Here is a 17388-nt window from a genome sequence, read left to right as displayed (position 1 = left end):
TCTTTCAGGTCATTGACGATTCGATGATAGGTATCCCGCGTACAGTGGAGACCTTTGAATTCGGCCCCGGGTCACGCAAGTGACACTGCATTTCTCTATCGTGGATAAAGCTCAGTCCTCCTGTGGATTGAGCCCCGTTGCAAACACTGGAGATTTCCATGAGCGACCAACACGAAGTTCACCACCATCACGAAGAAGCGGCCAAGCATCTCGATGCTGCTGCGAAACATCATCGCGAAGCGGCAAAGCATGCCGAGGCCGGCGATCACGGGCAGGCAAGTCATCATGCCCATGTTGCCCATGGCCATGGGCTGCACGCCAGCGAACATGCCGAGCATGCAGCGAAGAAGGCCGTGCACCTGCACGGCGGGCACTAACCGGTTCAGCGGTGAACGGCCGGGACACTTCATGGAAGTGTCCCGGCCGATGCACTCGCCGGATCTCGTGTCGTTGATTGTCTTGCCGGCAATCACGCTTCCGTATTGTCCCGAAAGCGTTCACTCGTTTACCAGCACCGCCGATGCGGTTACTTGATCGACTGGATCTGCGCCTGGCTCAGCTCCCACGTATGCGGCGGCAGCGGAATGAAATGGACTGAGTTCAGGTAGGCTTCATTGGTCTCGGACGGTACGATCGACCAGGACAAAAAGCTGCGGACCGCTGCAGCGGTTGCGGCATCCGGCTGCTTGGTCGAGACGACCGCGTACTCGTAGTTGACCAGCGGGTATGACCCGCTCGCCGGCGCAAATACGAGGCTCAGGCGCTCATCAGGTGGTGTGCGGGGACCGAGCGAAGCCGCGCCCGCGGTGATCGTCTCTTTGGTGGGCATGACAAATTCGCCTGCCCCGTTCTTGAGCGCCACGGTGCCCAGCTTCGCGGCGGCTGTGCTGTCGCTGAAACTCACACCGACGTAGCCGATCGAATAGGGGGTCGACTGGATGGCTTGCACCATGCCGGCGTTGCCCGTCGCTGTCATGCTACCCGGCACGGCGGGCCATTCGATCGTGGTGCCGTAACCCTTGTCGTTCTCCCATGAAGGCTCCGCGAACGAGAGGTACTGGGTGAAGACGAAGGTGTCGCCGGAGCCTTCGGCGCGATGGATCGGAACGATCGCCTGATGCGGCAACGAAACGCCTGGGTTGAGCGCGGCGATGGGCGCTGCATCCCACTCGCGGATGGCCCCCGTGTAGATCGCGGCGAGCACCGGTCCGTCCAGTTTCAGGTGAGCCGCGTCGAGGCCGGGCAGGTTGTAGTTGACCGTCTGCGCGGCGATCGCGAGAGGAATGTTGAGGACCTGCGGGTGTTGCCTGACATCGGAGTCGGACATGTAGGCATCCGACGCACCGATCAGCACCTTGCCTGCGATCGCCTGCTGGATTCCCGACTCCGAGCCGGTTGCGCCAACGCTGATCTGTACATCGGGATGAGCCTTGGTGTAAGCCGCGACCCAGGTATTGAACAGCGGATAGAGCAAGGTCGAGCCGGTCTCGCTCAGCTTGACGCCTTCCGCATGGACCGGTGTGGCCGCGAGCACGGCCAGCGTCGCCATGCATAGCGGCACAGCAGTAAGCCATCGCCGCATTACGGGAATCGCCGGGTCTTTAAGATATCCAATCATGCGCGTCTCTCTGTCGGGCTGCGGGGAAGCCATATGTTCTGTCCGATGGCCATGATGGCCTTGGAAGTCGTTATCGACCGATCTCATCGAGGCTTACTCCGTTCGTCTCGATACGGAACAACCATGTGATCACCGCGCCGAGAATCGACGTTGCAACCAGGATGTAGAGAAGCGGTGCCGTGCCTATACCCGTAAGAAGGATCGGGAACAGGAAGGCCGTGGCTACCGCGCCGATCTTGCCGACTGCCGCAGCGAAGCCTGCGCCCGTGCCACGAATCGCCGTGGGGAATACTTCTCCCGCGAGCAGGTAGGTCTGCGCGTTGGGTCCCAGGTTGGTCATGAAGTTGAACAGCATGAAGCCGGCGAAAATGACGGCTGTCTTCGTGGTCCCTTCGAAGCCGGTCGAGAAGGATGCGAGCAGCAGGCCGGCCGCGCAGCCGATGAAACCGATCACTTGCAGCCAGATCCGGCCGACCTTGTCCGCGAGCATGACGGCGAACACAATGCCGACGATCAGCAGTGTGGTGATCAGCGCGGCGCCCTTGGCTGCAAGGATGTCGTTGAGGATCAGGTCGCTGACGCTACGAACATGATCCGGCTTGCTGCCGAACGCGGCGGCGAGGATCGTGGGCGTGAAGATACCGATGCCATACGTTCCAAGATCCTGCAGAAACCACGGCACAGAGGCCAGGATTGTCGCGCGCAGGTTGCGCTTCGCGAAGAGCGCGAAAAAACTCTGCTTGTCGCCGTGACCACCTGCCTCGAACTCGCCACCGCGTGCCAGGGAGATGTTTGTCGGGTATTGCGGAACGCGGACCAGCAGCCGTTTTGCGGCCAGCTCTGCGCGGTCAACCGCGCCGCGGACGTGGAGCCAGTTCGGGCTCTCCGTGATGTAGAAGCGTCCGATCGTGACCAGCAGCGCGGGGATGATCGCGGTGCCGTACATCCAGCGCCATGCATCGAGGGTCGGCTCTATCGACAGGACAAGAAAGCCGACCGCCGTGCCACCGAGTGCACCCAGCGCCTGGAACCCGAACGCAGCCAGAACCAGCTTGCCGCGACTGGTACTGGGAATACTTTCGGAGATGATCATGTGCGCGGTCGGATAGTCGCAGCCAAGCGCCACACCCAGGCCGAAGAGGCAGACAACGAGCGATATGAAGTTGGTGCAAAAAATGAGCAGCACCAGGAACGCGCAGAAGATGATCATCTCGACAATGAACATGCGCTTGCGTCCGAAGTAATCGGACATGCCACCGAGACCGACCGCTCCGACCAGGATGCCCATCAGGCTGGCCGCGCTGATGAAACCATTCTGCGCAGCGTTGATTCCGAACTCGTGCGAGATCAGGGGTAATGCCACCCCCGTCATGAATACGACGAATCCCTCGAAGAACTTCCCTGCTGCCGCGAGTGCCCAGATGCGCCACTGCATCGAGGTCATGGGGGCTGACGGAAGATGTGTTCCATCAGGCCACATTGGCCGTTCGTCGATGTAATCCTGAACCGACTTGACGGTGGAACGCTGCACTTTGTCCGGATCTGCTACATCATGCATTCCAAGCTCCTTGTAAGATAATTATTCGCGTCGCCCATGTGGCGCAGGAGGCTTGCCGGCATGACGCACGCTCCGCTCTGCGCCATGCATCACACCCGCCCGAACCGGAGACGAATCTGACCGATGCCCGGCCCGCTGTTTTGCAACAGGCGAGCCCGTCGGCAGATTCATTCGCATTTTTGATCCAGTCATGGTGACGCCGCGTGGTGTCCGCTAAATGACAAAACTGCGACGGTTCAACAAGTTCGCCATTGTTCGACCGCGTTACGACCCCAGCAGCCATTCAGCGCGTAGGGATGAGCAATCGTCAGGGCAGACCTCAGCGATAATGCGTCGACCGGCGCCGCCTTTCGGTGCGTCGATTGATGAGGGAGCAACGGAGTGGTCGATTCATCCGCAGTCCTCGCTGTTTTGTCTGTTTATATTGCGGGCGTGGTTATTCCCGGGCCGAACTTCGTCGCGGTGGCGCACAAGGCGGCCTCGTCAACACGCTCCGAGGCGCTGGCGGTCGTCGCGGGCATCGTCCTGGTCAGCCTGTTCTGGGCGACCTGCGCCATTCTTGGCGTAGGGATAGTGTTTGCTGCATTCCCGTGGATGGCGCTGGTCGTCAAGATTGGCGGCGCGGCGTATCTCATGTGGTTCGGCTGCAGGCTGATCATCAAGGCGCGTGCCGGCGAGTCGGGCATGGCCGGGGCAAGCGTGTCCGGCGGATTGCGCAAGGCATTCGTGCAAGGCTTTGCGACCAACATCACGAACCCGAAGTCGGTGGCGTTTTTTGCCGCCATCTTCGCGTCCGCCACGCCCGCGCATATGTCGCCGGTCACTTTCGCGGCGATGCTTGCAATGGTCGCTTTGGTCGCAACGACGTGGTACTGGTTCGTCGCACTCGTCCTGTCACACGCGGGGATTGCGTCAGGCTACCGCGGATATCGGGCATGGATCGACCGCATCTGCGGCAGGTTGATCGTGGCGCTGGGTGTGCGCCAGTTGCTGACGCGCTGAAACGCGTATGACGAAGACGAGAGGCGAGGGGCGCTGCAGAGGCTCTTCGCTTACGGCTGCGAAGAGGTACCTTTGTCGGCGGCGTGGTGCGTCTTGTGCTTTTTATGTTTGGGCGGCGGTGCGTGCCGCGACGCGCTGCTGTTTCCCGACATCGACGACTGTCCCTCGCCGAAGTGATACGTGTCCGCCAGTGCGGCGGTCGAGATAAAGGCAAAAGCGCTGAGGGTCGAGGCGATCACTATGTGCGTAAGTTTCATTGTGCAGACGTTTGGAAGTTGAGGTGCATCAGCTTAAACCAAATAAGCCAAAGCTCCGCTGACGCACCTCATTGCCTCGCGCTTTACTTGCGAAGCGGTTTGTCCTGCATGAACCAGGACAACGCAAACGCAAGCAGCACAACCGTTCCGGCGACGAGAAACACCCCATGCATCGATCCGGCGAACGCGTTGAGATAGGTATCGCGGAGAGCGGCGGGAAGATGCTCGACTGTTGTCGGCCCCATCGATCGCGGCAACTCCGCCCCCGCCGGCATGGCGTCAGCCAGACGCGATTGCAGACTGTTCGTAAAGATTGCGCCGAATGTCGCGACCCCCACCGAACCGCCGATCGACCGGAACAAGGTCGCGCCGGACGTCGCCACGCCCACGTTCTTGAACGGCACCGCGTTCTGCACGGCGAGCACCAGCACTTGCATGACCATGCCGAGCCCGAGTCCCAGCAGGAGCATGAACAGGTACATGGTGTGAAGCGGGGTGGCGAGTTGCAGTGTGGACATCAGGAACATGCCGCAAGCCACGAGTGCGGTGCCGCAGATCGGGAACCAGCGGTATTTGCCGATTCGGCTGATCAGGCGGCCGCTGATGATGGAACTGGACAGTATGCCGGCCATCATGGGCAGGATTTGCAGGCCGGCTTGCGATGGCGTTGATCCCTTCGCCACTTGCAGATACAGCGGCAGGAACGTGATGGCGCCGAACATCGAAAATCCTACGATGAAACCAATCAGCCCGCTCAGCACGAACGTACGCTCCTTGAACAGCTCAAGCGGCATAATTGGTTCATCGGCGAGGCGTTCTTCGTAGATAAAACCGCCCAGCGTAATGAATCCGAGCACGAGCGTGAACCAGAGCTGCGGCGAGCTCCACGGCAGCAGCGTGCCGCCCTGACTGGTGAAAAGGATGATACAAGTGAGCGATGCGGCCAAAAACGCGGCGCCCATGTAATCGATTTTATGCTTCACGTGCGCCACGTGCGGTTTGAACACGAGTCCGATCACGATCAGCGCAAGCACGCCCAGCGGCACGTTGATGTAGAAGATCCAGCGCCACGACAGATGTTCGACGATAAACCCGCCCAGCAGCGGTCCGACGACCGTCGCAAGTCCGAACACGCCGCCGAACAAACCCTGGTACCGGCCGCGTTCGGCGGGTGGAATGACGTCGGCAATGGCGGCCATGGTCACAACCATCAAACCGCCGCCGCCGAGCCCTTGCAACGCGCGCAACACGATCAGCTGGGTCATGTCCTGCGCGACGCCGCACAGGACGGAGCCGGCAAGAAAAATGAGGATTGCCGCTTGAATCACGACCTTACGGCCAAACAGATCGCCGAATTTGCCGTACAGCGGCACGACAATCGTCGACGTAAGCAAATACGACGTGACAACCCACGACAGGCTTTCGAGCCCGCCCAGCTCGCCCACGATGGTGGGCAAAGCCGTCGAGACAATGGTCTGGTCGAGCGCCCCGAGCAGCATGACGAGCAGCAGCGCCGTGAAGAGCAGCCGGATTGGAGGCCGCTCTTCAACGACAGGAAATGCGACAGAGGGTTGCAGGGATTCCATTCAGCCGCCCGATGAGATTAATTAATGTTGGAGTTAATATTAGGCGACGCCATTCCCGGGGTCAATTGCCACTATGACTAAAGATGTAACCGATCCTTCCGGACATTCCGAATCCGCCGTCCCGGCCGGGCCGCCGAAGGCCGGCCGCCGGCCCGGGCGGCCGACCGGCGCGCAGCACGGCGAGCCGCGGGCGCTGCTGCTGGACGTGGCGCTGGTGTTGTTTGCTCGCCAGGGAATCATGGAGACCACGCTCGGTGCGATCGCCCGCGAGGCGGGTGTGACGCCGGCCATGGTCCATTACTACTTCAAGACGCGCGATCAACTGCTGGACGTGTTGATCGATGAGCGGTTTGTGCCGTTGCGCGCCGAACTCGGCCGTGCGTTCGCCGACTCGGACGCGGAACCGGCGGAGGCGTTGCGCGCCTTCGCGGAGGGTCTCATCGCTGTATGCGAGCGGTATCCGTGGTTTGCGACACTATGGGTTCGCGAAGTCATCAGCGAGGGCGGTTTGCTGCGCCAGCGTATTGCGGAGCGTTTCGGCGATGCCAACAAGAAGGCATCGATTGCGCGTATCGCGCAGTGGCAAAAGGAGGGCAAGCTCAACTCGCACCTGGAGCCGTCATTGCTGTTTGTGTCGCTATTCGGATTGACCGTGTTGCCGCTGGCGGTGACGTATCCGTCGGCTGAGGAGAGCGGCGGTTATGCGCCCAGGCGCGACCAGATCGCGCGGCACGCGGTGGCAATGCTGATGCACGGCATTGGGCCCGGCTGATTTTTGCTCGCGCCGGTGGACGGAGTTGGGGTTTTGGTTGAGTTGGGGTTGGCGGTTGGGGTCAGTGCCGGGGTGCTGCTTTCAGGGTTAGTGGTCTGCCTGAGTGAGCTATTTTCTTCATCACTATTAGCCACTGCGCGTGGCGGCGCGTCGTTTCTTTGTCCAAAGCGACAAAGAAACGAAGCAAAGAAAACGCTTTAACCGCTCTACCCTAAGTGTCCACAGCGTGCAGTTCCCATTCATGGGTGCCCCAAAAGCACGGTGCTCGCCAGAGCACCGGATGTGTGAAACCCTCCTTCTCCGAACACGGATACCCACACGCTTCGCCACCAGTGATTGAACCTGCCCAAGGAACACCCCGCGCTATCCGCGTAAAACCACCCATCAAATTTGTACGTTGTGACCAGCGTTCCGTGTGTACCGGTTTGCGCGCCGAGCGCATGGCTGTGGTTTTTAGCACTGGTGACGTGACTGTAAGCTTGATGAATTCATAGTAAATACGAATCATTGGTAACAGCGATTGGGAAGAATGTTCCGATGCCTGTAACAAAGTGGCAAATACGCCGTTAAAATGCGCGCCGGGCAAGCTGCCCGGCCGCTCGATAGAAAGCGCACATCGCCGGCAGAAGTTGACCACGGCAAGCGGCCACCATAAGCGGCTAAGACAAGGAGACATGAATCGATGACAACCGCTCAGGACCTCCTCGCGCAATCCCGATCTGATCATGCGTCGGATCCGGTATCGGATTCATTAAGCGCGGGCACGATCTCGGCACGGCTTGATCGCCTGCCGGCAACCCGTTCAATGTGGACGCTCGTCGTCTTGCTGAGCCTCGGGTTCTTCTTCGAACTCTACGACCTGCTGTACTCCGGCTATGTTGCGCCGGGACTGGTCAAGAGCGGCATTCTCACCTCCACCACTGTCGGCCTGTTCGGCATGACAGGGGTCGCGAGTTTCATCGCATCGCTGTTCCTCGGCTTGTTCATCGGCACGATCGCTTGCGGTTTTCTCGCCGATCGCTTCGGGCGTCGCGCCATCTTCACTTACTCGCTGCTGTGGTACACGGCCGCGAACGTGATCATGGCGTTCCAGGACACGGCCGGCGGCCTCAACTTCTGGCGCTTTATGGCGGGGCTTGGCATTGGCGTCGAGCTGGTGACGATCGGGACGTACATCTCGGAGCTTGTGCCCAAGCACATTCGAGGCCGCGCGTTCGCCTGCGAGCAAGCGGTGGGTTTCGCGGCCGTGCCGGTGGTTGCATTCCTCTCCTACGCGCTGGTGCCGAACAAGCCCTTCGGTTTCGATGGCTGGCGCTGGGTTGTCTTGATCGGCGCGCACGGAGCGCTGTTCGTATGGTTCATCCGGCGCGCGTTGCCTGAAAGCCCGCGCTGGCTGGCGCAAAAAGGGCGGCTCGCGGAAGCGGACGCGGTGATGACAGCGCTGGAAACGAAGGTCGAGAGAGAATATGGCCGGCAGTTGCCGCCGCCGGCAGCGCCCGAGCCGGTCAGCACACGCGGATCGTTCAGCGATATGTGGGTCGCGCCCTACGGCAAGCGCGCGACCATGATGATCATCTTCAACGTCTTCCAGACGGTGGGTTTCTACGGTTTCGCCAACTGGGTGCCCACGCTTCTTATTCACCAGGGCATCACGATCACGACCAGCCTGATGTACTCGACGATCATTGCGCTTGCCGCACCGGTCGGGCCGATCATCGGCTTGTTCATGGCCGATAAATTCGAGCGCAAGAGCGTGATCGTTGCGATGGCGGGCGCAATCGTGGTGTGCGGGCTGGTCTTCAGCCAGGTGTCGGGCGCGGCTCTCCTGGTCTGCATGGGCGTGGGCCTGACGCTTGCCAGCAACATCATGTCGTATAGCTTCCACGCCTATCAGACCGAGCTTTTCCCCACCAGCATCCGCGCGCGTGCGGTCGGTTTCGTATATTCGTGGAGCCGCTTCTCGGCCATCTTTACGTCGTTTTTCATTGCGGGCGTGTTGAAGGCGTTCGGCACGACCGGGGTGTTTGTGTTTATCGCCGGCGCGATGGCGGTGGTCATGCTGGCTATCGGTCTGATGGGCCCGAAGACGCGGGACCTGGCGCTGGAACAAATCTCGCATTGATGTCTCGGCTGATTTCGTGGTCACGCCGCATGGGCGGTTACGACACACGTCTTTTGCGGCCGGTGACCGCGCCCTGGCTCGCCCGGATTGCGCGGCGATTTATAAAATAGCAACTAACTGTCCACCGGTTTCGACCCCGCGAACGGGCGGGGCGGGCAACGCGCGCTGTCAGGCAAATTTGCAACTAACTGTCTGCCGGGCTCGCGTCCGCGAGCTTCCACAATCTCATTTCTCCCGGCTCGCGGCTTCTTCGAACCGCCGCGACGCTTCTTCCACGTCCTGTCTGAACTGCGCAAGCGCAGTCAGGCTGGCAGCAGGGGGTTGCAGCGCGGTCCACAGCACGTCGATGAGTTCATCGGCGGTGGTATCGATCTGAGCCTGACTCAGATGCCGCCTGGCGAGTGTCGCGTCCCACAGCACGTGTTCCATTGGCCCGAAGATCAGTGAGCGCATCAGCCGCAACGGCAAGTCGGCCCGCACCTGGCCGACTGTCTGGCCGTGAGCGAGCACGTTCATCAGCGGTGCGGTGTAGCGGCGTTGCAGGTCGGTGAGCGCGTCGCTCAAGTCATGATGTTTCGTCCGCCCTTCCGATAAAACCAGCGCGCACAGCCCCGTCCCGTTCACCAGCATCAGCCGCAAATGCGTCCTGACGATAAACGCAAATTGCTGGCGCACGCTGCCGTCGCGAGGCAGTCCGGATTCGAATGCGTCGATGATCTCGTCATACCAATCCGCGATCACCCGCGCGCACAACTCCCGCTTGCCGCTGAAATAGCTGAATACGGTGGCCTCTGAGATCCCGGCGCGCTGGGCGATCTCGGCGCTCGTCGCGGCGTCGTAGCCTTTTTCGGCGAAGACGTCCCGGCCCGCCTGAAGAATGTCCTTCACGCGCTGCTGCGACTTCACGCCGGCGGGCGTGCGGCGATTTCCGGTGACAGGAGTGGAAGACATAAGAAGGCGTGTACGATGATGAACCAGATGTGAGCGTAGCTCAAATTCCTATTGACGGAAAGTGGTATTTGGCGTGAAACTGCCTTCGATTGTGGAAATTTCCTAGTGTGAGTGTGACTCAGAGTTTGGGCCGATCATTTGGTCCTGCCAACACCACGCTGCCGACCTCAAGCCGATACACCGAAGAAGGAGACCCGCATGAACGACGTACCCGGTCTGAATTTCGCCCTGGGCGAAGACATCGACATGTTGCGCGATTCGCTCGCCAATTTCGCCGCGAAGGAGATTGCGCCGCGCGCAGCTGAAATCGATAAAACCGATCAGTTCCCGATGGACCTCTGGAAAAAATTCGGCGATCTCGGTGTGCTCGGTATGACGGTGTCCGAAGAGTACGGCGGTGCGAACATGGGCTATACGGCGCACATGGTCGCGATGGAGGAGATTTCGCGCGCGTCGGCGTCGGTGGGGTTGTCGTATGGCGCGCATTCGAACCTGTGCGTGAACCAGATTCATCGCAACGGCACCGAAGCGCAGAAACGCAAATACCTGCCGGGGCTGGTCTCGGGCGATCATATTGGCGCGCTGGCAATGAGCGAGCCGAACGCGGGATCGGACGTGGTCAGCATGAAGCTGCGCGCCGATGAAAAGGGCGATCACTACGTGCTCAACGGCACGAAGATGTGGATTACCAACGGGCCGGATTGCGACACGCTGGTGGTCTATGCGAAGACCGATATTGAAGCCAATGCGAAGGGCATTACAGCGTTTATCGTCGAGAAGGGCATGAAGGGGTTCTCCGTCGCGCAGAAGCTCGACAAGCTCGGCATGCGCGGTTCGCATACCGGCGAACTCGTGTTCGAGAACGTGGAAGTGCCCAAGGAAAACATCCTCGGGGCATTGAACGGCGGCGTGAAGGTGCTGATGAGCGGCCTCGACTATGAGCGCGCGGTGCTCGCGGGCGGCCCGACGGGCATCATGGTCGCGTGCATGGACGCAGTCGTGCCGTACATCCACGACCGCAAGCAGTTCGGTCAGGCGATTGGCGAATTCCAGTTGATTCAAGGCAAGGTCGCCGATCTTTATACGACCTTGCAGGCGTGCCGCGCGTATCTCTACGCGGTAGGACGTCAGCTTGATACGCTCGGTGCAGGTCATGGTCGCCAGGTCCGCAAGGATTGCGCAGGCGTGATTCTCTACACGGCTGAAAAAGCGACGTGGATGGCCGGCGAGGCGATCCAGATCCTGGGCGGCAATGGTTATATCAACGAATATCCGGTGGGCCGTCTGTGGCGCGACGCGAAGTTGTACGAGATCGGCGCGGGCACGAGCGAGATTCGCCGCATGTTGATCGGCCGCGAACTGTTTGCTGAAACAGCTTGAGCGAGCGGATAAACCTATGCCGATCATCGAATCGAAACTGAATCCACGCAGCGACGAATTCCGTGCGAACGCAGCGGCGCTTGAAGCGCTGGTCGCGGACCTGAAGGAAAAAGTCGCAAAGATTACGTTGGGCGGCGGTCAAGCTGCCCGCGACAAACACGTGTCGCGAGGCAAGTTGCTGCCGCGTGACCGCATTGCGCAATTGCTTGATCCAGGCACGCCGTTTCTCGAGTTGTCGCAACTGGCCGCCTATGGCATGTACAACGACGACGCCCCCGGCGCCGGTGTGATTACGGGCATCGGCAGGATTGCGGGGCAGGAGTGCGTGATCGTCTGCAACGACGCAACCGTGAAGGGCGGCACGTACTATCCGGTGACGGTGAAGAAGCATCTGCGGGCGCAGGAGATTGCGGAAGAAAACCGCTTGCCGTGCGTGTATCTCGTCGATTCGGGCGGCGCGAATCTCCCGAATCAGGACGATGTATTTCCCGATCGCGATCACTTCGGCCGCATCTTTTACAACCAGGCGAACATGTCGGCGAAGGGCATTTCGCAGATCGCCGTGGTGATGGGATCGTGCACCGCGGGCGGCGCTTATGTGCCGGCGATGAGCGATGAATCGATCATCGTGAAGAACCAGGGCACGATTTTCCTGGGTGGTCCGCCGCTGGTGAAAGCGGCAACGGGCGAAGAGGTCAGCGCCGAAGATCTGGGCGGTGGCGATGTCCACACGCGGCTGTCGGGCGTGGTCGATCACCTCGCTCAAAACGATGCGCATGCGCTAGGGATTGCGCGCAGCATTGTTGGCAACCTGAATCGCGTGAAGGTTTCGCCGGTCGCGCTTAAAGAACCGCTGCCGCCGCGTCATGATCCGCATAGCCTCTATGGCGTGATTCCGGCGGACACCCGCAAGCCGTTCGACATTCGCGAAGTGATTGCGCGTATTGTCGACGACTCCGCCTTCGATGAATTCAAAGCGCGTTACGGCACAACGCTCGTATGCGGTTTTGCGCATATCTGGGGGCATCCGGTCGGCATCATTGCGAACAACGGCATCCTTTTTTCGGAATCGGCGTTAAAGGGTACGCACTTCATCGAGTTGTGCTGCCAGCGCAAGATCCCGCTCGTGTTCCTGCAGAACATCACGGGTTTCATGGTCGGTCGCAAGTATGAGAACGAAGGCATCGCCCGCAACGGCGCGAAGATGGTGACGGCCGTTGCGACGGCGAAGGTGCCGAAGTTCACGGTGATTATCGGCGGCTCGTTTGGTGCGGGAAATTACGGCATGTGCGGCCGCGCGTATTCACCGCGTTTCCTCTGGATGTGGCCGAACGCGCGCATTTCCGTGATGGGCGGCGAGCAGGCCGCGTCCGTGCTCGCAACTGTGCGCCGCGACGGCATAGAGGGCAAGGGCGGCACGTGGTCGAAGGAAGAGGAGGAAACTTTCAAGTCACCTATTCGCGAGCAGTACGAAGTACAGGGGCATCCGTATTATGCGAGCGCACGTCTGTGGGACGACGGTGTGATCGACCCGGCGCAGACCCGCGATGTACTGGGGCTCGGGCTGGCGGCTTCCATGAATGCGCCTATCGAGGACACGCGTTTCGGCGTGTTCCGGATGTGATCTTGCAGAGCTGTCGGCTGGACTTGGCGCTTCAGCGCCTGGTCCAGTCTCATGCAAAGCTGACCTCTTTCTTCCAGGCTTCGTCATGTTCAATAAAGTACTGATTGCGAATCGCGGTGAAATTGCATGCCGTGTGGCGGCAACCTGCAAACGATTAGGCGTGGGCAGCGTGGCCGTTTATTCGGATGCCGATGCAGGGGCGAAGCACGTCGCCGTCTGCGATGAAGCCCTGCACGTGGGTGGAGCGGCGGCGTCCGAGAGTTATCTGCGGATCGAAAAGATCATCGGCGCGGCGCTTGCAACCGGCGCGCAGGCGGTGCATCCGGGGTATGGGTTCTTGTCGGAGAACGAGGACTTTGCCCGTGCTTGCGAGAAGGCCGGGCTGGTGTTCATCGGGCCGCCGGTCGAGGCAATTTCCGCGATGGGCTCGAAGGCCGCGGCCAAGGCGCTGATGCAATCCGCGTCCGTCCCTCTTGTGCCGGGTTATCACGGCGACGGCCAGGATCCTGCATTGTTGCAACAGGAAGCCGATGGCATGGGCTATCCGGTGCTGCTGAAAGCAAGCGCGGGCGGCGGTGGCAAGGGCATGCGCGTGGTCGAGAAAAGCGCAGATTTTGCATCGGCGCTTTTGTCATGCAAGCGCGAGGCCGCAAGCAGTTTTGGCAACGATCGTGTGCTGATCGAAAAATATCTGCAGCGCCCGCGGCATGTGGAAGTCCAGGTGTTCGCTGATCAGCATGGCAACGCCGTGTATCTCTTCGACCGCGATTGCTCGGTGCAGCGCCGCCATCAAAAGGTGCTGGAAGAAGCGCCCGCGCCGGGCCTCTCCGATGAAGTCCGCCGCGCGATGGGCGAAGCCGCGGTCGCGGCCGCACGCGCGGTGAATTACGTGGGGGCGGGCACGGTCGAATTCATCATGACCGGCGATGGTCAGTTCTATTTCATGGAGATGAACACGCGGCTGCAGGTTGAGCATCCGGTGACCGAAATGGTGACGGGCCTCGATCTGGTCGAGTGGCAACTGCGCGTGGCGAGCGGTGAACCGTTGCCCTTGTCGCAGGACCAGTTGAAGGTCGGCGGCCATGCGATTGAAGCGCGTATCTATGCGGAGAATCCGTCGCGCGGATTCTTGCCGTCGACGGGTACGCTCAAGCATCTGCGTTTGCCCGAGGCGGTCGAATTTCAGTTGAACGGCAACGTGCGTATTGATAGCGGCGTGCGTGAAGGCGATACCATTACCCCGTTTTACGATCCGATGATCGCCAAGTTGATCGTGCACGGCCGTGATCGTGACGATGCGTTGTTGCGCATGGCGCTGGCGTTGAAACAATGCGAGGTGGTGGGGCCATCGACGAATATCGAGTTCCTGCACCGGATCGTGGTGAGCGCTCCCTTCTCGGCGGGCGATCTCGATACGGGCCTGATCGAGCGTCATCACGACACGTTGTTCGCGCCATCGGAGGTGCCAAAAACACCGGCGCTCGCGTTGGCTTGCGCCGCGCTGCTCACGCGTGAAGGCGGCGAGGCGCATGGTGTGTCGCCGTGGGATGCGTTGTCGCATTGGCGCATGAGCGGTGGTTACACACAGGCGTTGAACTGGCGCCTGGTTGGTTCGGACGATGAAATTCTGGCCGTCTTTACCCGCGATTCAACGTCAGGCCGCGCCGATAACAAACAACTCGAACTGTTTGGCGAAACGCTTACGTTCGACTGGTCCCACGGGGATGAGCCGCATGCATTCGTCGTACTGATCGGCGATAAGCGGATCAAGGGGCGGGTGTTTGTCGACGGCGACGTGTTCCATGTGTTTTACGCGGGCGCGTCGCTGGCGTTCGAATGGCAGAACCTGCTGGCGCATGCCGCCGATGCCGAGCATGGCGAGGGCCGCCTGACCGCGCCCATGCCGGGCAAGGTGATCGCGGTGCTGGTGGAGGCGGGCGCGGTGGTCGAGAAGGGTGCGCCGCTGCTGGTGATGGAAGCCATGAAGATGGAGCACACCATTGTTGCGCCGGCGGGCGGCACGGTGGGCGAAATCCTGTTCAGCGTTGGCGATCAGGTCACCGATGGCGCCCAGCTATTGGTGATGGAAGTGCAGCCCGCGAAATGACGCTGCACAGGGTTTCGCGCGTCATTTCGTCTTGAAGCGGCCCATCAGTGTTTCTTCAGTTTCCGTCTTCACGATAATCTCCACACGCCGGTTCAACGCACGCCCTTCGGGCGTGTCGTTGGTCGCGATCGGCTGCAGGAATGCAATCCCTTTTGTCTTGATACGCGCAGCGGGAACGCCACGTGCGACCAGTGCATCGCCTACGGCATTGGCACGTGCCGTGGACAGCGTCTGGTTGTAGTCGAACGGGCCGACGTTGTCCGTGTGCCCTTCGACCATGATCGGGCGGGTGCTGCGCTTGAGCAGCACGGCTGCGCGATTGAGCACGGCGATACTGTCCGGGCGCATGGTGGCTTCGTCGAAGTCGAATAGCGCCGTATCCTGAAGACGCAACTCCACGCCCTCGTGCACCGGATGGACGACAATGCCGACCTTCTGGTTGAGCGCTTCTTCTTTTGACCGGTTCAGGCCGGATGCACATCCGGCAAGCAAGGCCGTTGTTGCGCACGCGTTCACAATCGTTTGAATGGCTTTCACTGCATGTCTCTTGAACGGTTGCCGGGCGAAGGGATTCGATTATAGGGAAACGGAAATGGCCGAGTGTGAAATTAGAACAACATCCGGAAAGCGGGTTGAAAGCGCCCTGGGCTTGATTCTGGCCGATACCGGCCCGACTTACAATGCAGGGTTGGCACTGAGCTGGAAGACTCGGTAAGACTGAGTCGGAAGCGGGCTTTCGGGTTTTAAGTTAAAGAACAAATAACCAGGGCGTTTTTTATGATTCAACGCGATCAAACCTCGGCGGACCAAAAGGACCGCACGCGGCGCCTGCAACGAACCGCGTCGGGGTTGCTGTACGTGGTGCTCGTCGCGGTTGCGATCTGGATGATCCGCGACTTCATTCCTGCGGTGGTGTGGGCGGCCGTCATCGCCATTGCGTTGTGGCCGTTGCTGACCTGGCTCGAGCAGCAGCCGATGTTCAGGGAGCGCCGCACCTGGCTTGCGGTGAGCATGACGGTTGTGACCGGGCTGGTGTTCGTGGTGCCGTTTATCCTGGTCGCGGCGCAGGCGGGTAGCGAAGCCCGCGACCTGATCCGCTGGTTTCATGAATCCCTGAGAACGGGCATTCCCATGCCTGACCTTGTCAACCATCTGCCTGCCGGGTCGAAGCAGATATCGGCTTGGTGGCAGGACAATCTTGCTACGCCGCTTGAGACTTCGCCGGCGGTGAAGAACTTTCATAGTGCGACCGTGGTGGCGATGACCCGGCACTTCGGCGGTCGCGTGGCGCATGGACTGGTCATATTCGGCTTCATGCTCGTGACGCTGTTTTTCCTGTTCAAGGCGGGGTCGAAACTGGGTGAACAGTTGCTTGAGGCGTCGCGGCGCGGGTTTGGTTCGGACGGCGCGTCGCTTGCGCGGCGCATGGCCGAGTCGGTTCGCAGCACGGTGACCGGGCTGGTGGTGGTGGGTCTGGGCGAGGGCGCGTTGCTTGGCGTGGCTTATGTCGTGACCGGCGTGCCGCACGCCACGCTGCTCGGCATGCTGACCGCCATTGCCGCAATGCTGCCTTTCTGCGCGCCGATTGTGTTTGTCGGCGCGGCGCTGTGGCTGCTATCGCAGGGCGCGATGGTGGCCGCAGCCTGTGTCGCGGTGTTCGGGTTCGTGGTGGTGTTCGTGGCCGAGCACGCTGTGAGGCCGGTGCTGATCGGCGGCGCGGCGAGGTTGCCGTTTTTGCTGGTGCTGTTCGGGATTCTGGGTGGGGCGGAAACGTTCGGGCTGGTCGGGTTGTTTATTGGACCGGCGTTGATGACGATTCTGGTTGTGCTGTGGAATGACTGGGTGCATTAAGGCAGGCGGACGAACACGCGATGCCCGTCAGCTGAGGCAATAAGCCACGCATTGCTTATCAAAGGCCGTTCCATTTTGGAACGGCCTTCTTTCACTACCCGCCAGCGCGTCCTGCGTTGATCAAATCACGTACAAGTCAACATACTCATTGACCGGCATTGCTTCGAGCGCTGCCTGATCCAGCGATACCGCGAGGATCGCCTCTTGCTGCTTGGCTGGGAAACGCCGTGCCAGATTGGTCTTGAACTTCTCGACCAGAAGGGGGATGCCGTCTTCGCGACGGCGTTTGTGTCCTATCGGATATTCGACGACTACTTCGTCGAACTTGCTGCCGTCGTTGAACTCGACGGTCAGCGCATTGGCGATCGAGCGCTTCTCCGGATCGTGATAATCCTTCGTGAATCGCGGGTCTTCGACGCATTCCATCTTCGCGCGCAAGGTGTCGATACGCTGATCCTTCGCCATCGAATCTTCATAGTCGGACGCGGTCAGGCGGCCATAAATCAACGGCACCGCGATCATGTATTGAATGCAGTGATCTCGGTCGGCGGGGTTATCGA

At 60.5% G+C, this 17388-nt stretch carries 14 protein-coding genes and 1 pseudogene; 8 read left to right on the top strand and 7 right to left on the bottom strand.

The annotated features are described in order from the left end of the window. The first annotated feature begins 158 nt into the window (after positions 1-158). Positions 159-377: a hypothetical protein gene (locus tag ABH944_RS22015; RefSeq protein WP_404608811.1), complete on the top strand. Its 219-nt coding sequence runs from the start codon at positions 159-161 to the stop codon at positions 375-377. 149 nt (positions 378-526) lie between these two features. On the opposite strand, the gene pstS is transcribed toward ABH944_RS22015, so the two are convergent. Together pstS and ABH944_RS22005 are read right to left on the bottom strand one after the other, a co-directional pair. Next, the gene (gene pstS / locus ABH944_RS22010; RefSeq protein WP_404608809.1) at positions 527-1618 is read right to left on the bottom strand and encodes a phosphate ABC transporter substrate-binding protein PstS; all 1092 of its coding nucleotides are present in this window, start codon (positions 1616-1618) and stop codon (positions 527-529) included. 70 nt (positions 1619-1688) lie between these two features. After that, positions 1689-3176: an MFS transporter gene (locus ABH944_RS22005; RefSeq protein WP_404608808.1), complete on the bottom strand. Its 1488-nt coding sequence runs from the start codon at positions 3174-3176 to the stop codon at positions 1689-1691. A 381-nt stretch (positions 3177-3557) separates the two neighbouring features. On the opposite strand from ABH944_RS22005, the gene ABH944_RS22000 reads away from it, so the two are divergent. Beyond that, positions 3558-4178, top strand: coding sequence for a LysE family translocator (locus ABH944_RS22000; RefSeq protein WP_404608807.1), 621 nt, complete (start codon positions 3558-3560; stop codon positions 4176-4178). 50 nt (positions 4179-4228) lie between these two features. Here the strand turns inward: ABH944_RS22000 and ABH944_RS21995 are convergent, their stop codons facing one another. Both ABH944_RS21995 and ABH944_RS21990 read right to left on the bottom strand, forming a co-directional pair. Further along, on the bottom strand, positions 4229-4435 hold the full coding sequence (locus ABH944_RS21995; RefSeq protein WP_404608805.1) for a hypothetical protein: 207 nt from the start codon (positions 4433-4435) through the stop codon (positions 4229-4231). 83 nt (positions 4436-4518) lie between these two features. Continuing rightward, positions 4519-6021, bottom strand: coding sequence for an MDR family MFS transporter (locus ABH944_RS21990; protein ID WP_404608804.1), 1503 nt, complete (start codon positions 6019-6021; stop codon positions 4519-4521). A 73-nt stretch (positions 6022-6094) separates the two neighbouring features. Here ABH944_RS21990 and ABH944_RS21985 point away from each other — a divergent pair, with 73 nt between their 5' ends. Next, complete coding sequence (locus ABH944_RS21985; RefSeq protein WP_404608803.1) at positions 6095-6793, top strand: TetR/AcrR family transcriptional regulator; 699 nt, start codon at positions 6095-6097, stop codon at positions 6791-6793. A gap of 682 nt (positions 6794-7475) precedes the next feature. Further along, on the top strand, positions 7476-8915 hold the full coding sequence (locus tag ABH944_RS21980; RefSeq protein ID WP_404608801.1) for an MFS transporter: 1440 nt from the start codon (positions 7476-7478) through the stop codon (positions 8913-8915). Positions 8916-9140: 225 nt separating this feature from the next. Here ABH944_RS21980 and ABH944_RS21975 read toward each other — a convergent pair whose 3' ends face one another. Then, on the bottom strand, positions 9141-9866 hold the full coding sequence (locus ABH944_RS21975; RefSeq protein ID WP_404608799.1) for a TetR/AcrR family transcriptional regulator: 726 nt from the start codon (positions 9864-9866) through the stop codon (positions 9141-9143). Between the two features lie 198 nt (positions 9867-10064). Here ABH944_RS21975 and ABH944_RS21970 point away from each other — a divergent pair, with 198 nt between their 5' ends. The 3 genes from ABH944_RS21970 to ABH944_RS21960 all read left to right on the top strand — a co-directional run bounded on the left by ABH944_RS21970 (position 10065) and on the right by ABH944_RS21960 (position 14977). Next, positions 10065-11246, top strand: a complete 1182-nt coding sequence (locus ABH944_RS21970) for an isovaleryl-CoA dehydrogenase (RefSeq protein ID WP_404608797.1) — start codon at positions 10065-10067, stop codon at positions 11244-11246. A gap of 16 nt (positions 11247-11262) precedes the next feature. Next, complete coding sequence (locus ABH944_RS21965) at positions 11263-12870, top strand: carboxyl transferase domain-containing protein (RefSeq protein WP_404608795.1); 1608 nt, start codon at positions 11263-11265, stop codon at positions 12868-12870. A gap of 85 nt (positions 12871-12955) precedes the next feature. After that, positions 12956-14977 carry an acetyl/propionyl/methylcrotonyl-CoA carboxylase subunit alpha gene (locus ABH944_RS21960; RefSeq protein WP_404608793.1) on the top strand — a complete coding sequence of 674 codons (2022 nt, stop codon included), beginning with the start codon at positions 12956-12958 and terminating at the stop codon, positions 14975-14977. Between the two features lie 21 nt (positions 14978-14998). Here the strand turns inward: ABH944_RS21960 and ABH944_RS21955 are convergent, their stop codons facing one another. After that, positions 14999-15514: an OmpA family protein gene (locus ABH944_RS21955; RefSeq protein ID WP_404608792.1), complete on the bottom strand. Its 516-nt coding sequence runs from the start codon at positions 15512-15514 to the stop codon at positions 14999-15001. A 240-nt stretch (positions 15515-15754) separates the two neighbouring features. Between ABH944_RS21955 and ABH944_RS21950 the strand changes: the two genes are divergently transcribed. Further along, positions 15755-16828: an AI-2E family transporter gene (locus ABH944_RS21950; RefSeq protein ID WP_404608790.1), complete on the top strand. Its 1074-nt coding sequence runs from the start codon at positions 15755-15757 to the stop codon at positions 16826-16828. Positions 16829-16948: 120 nt separating this feature from the next. Here ABH944_RS21950 and prpD read toward each other — a convergent pair. Continuing rightward, positions 16949-17388, bottom strand: a pseudogene (prpD, locus tag ABH944_RS21945) (2-methylcitrate dehydratase); the annotation flags it as partial.

The organism is Caballeronia udeis, from assembly GCF_044909315.1.
GTDB lineage: Bacteria > Pseudomonadota > Gammaproteobacteria > Burkholderiales > Burkholderiaceae > Caballeronia > Caballeronia udeis_A.
This window is presented reverse-complemented; position numbering and strand designations above follow the sequence as displayed.

Excerpts from the sequence above, each read along its gene's own strand:
- ABH944_RS22015 (WP_404608811.1), top strand. The coding sequence starts at position 159 with ATGAGCGACCAACACGAAGTTCACCACCATCACGAAGAAGCGGCCAAG.
- pstS (WP_404608809.1), bottom strand. The coding sequence starts at position 1,618 with ATGATTGGATATCTTAAAGACCCGGCGATTCCCGTAATGCGGCGATGG.
- ABH944_RS22005 (WP_404608808.1), bottom strand. The coding sequence starts at position 3,176 with ATGCATGATGTAGCAGATCCGGACAAAGTGCAGCGTTCCACCGTCAAG.
- ABH944_RS21995 (WP_404608805.1), bottom strand. The coding sequence starts at position 4,435 with ATGAAACTTACGCACATAGTGATCGCCTCGACCCTCAGCGCTTTTGCC.
- ABH944_RS21990 (WP_404608804.1), bottom strand. The coding sequence starts at position 6,021 with ATGGAATCCCTGCAACCCTCTGTCGCATTTCCTGTCGTTGAAGAGCGG.
- ABH944_RS21985 (WP_404608803.1), top strand. The coding sequence starts at position 6,095 with ATGACTAAAGATGTAACCGATCCTTCCGGACATTCCGAATCCGCCGTC.
- ABH944_RS21980 (WP_404608801.1), top strand. The coding sequence starts at position 7,476 with ATGACAACCGCTCAGGACCTCCTCGCGCAATCCCGATCTGATCATGCG.
- ABH944_RS21975 (WP_404608799.1), bottom strand. The coding sequence starts at position 9,866 with ATGTCTTCCACTCCTGTCACCGGAAATCGCCGCACGCCCGCCGGCGTG.
- ABH944_RS21970 (WP_404608797.1), top strand. The coding sequence starts at position 10,065 with ATGAACGACGTACCCGGTCTGAATTTCGCCCTGGGCGAAGACATCGAC.
- ABH944_RS21965 (WP_404608795.1), top strand. The coding sequence starts at position 11,263 with ATGCCGATCATCGAATCGAAACTGAATCCACGCAGCGACGAATTCCGT.
- ABH944_RS21960 (WP_404608793.1), top strand. The coding sequence starts at position 12,956 with ATGTTCAATAAAGTACTGATTGCGAATCGCGGTGAAATTGCATGCCGT.
- ABH944_RS21950 (WP_404608790.1), top strand. The coding sequence starts at position 15,755 with ATGATTCAACGCGATCAAACCTCGGCGGACCAAAAGGACCGCACGCGG.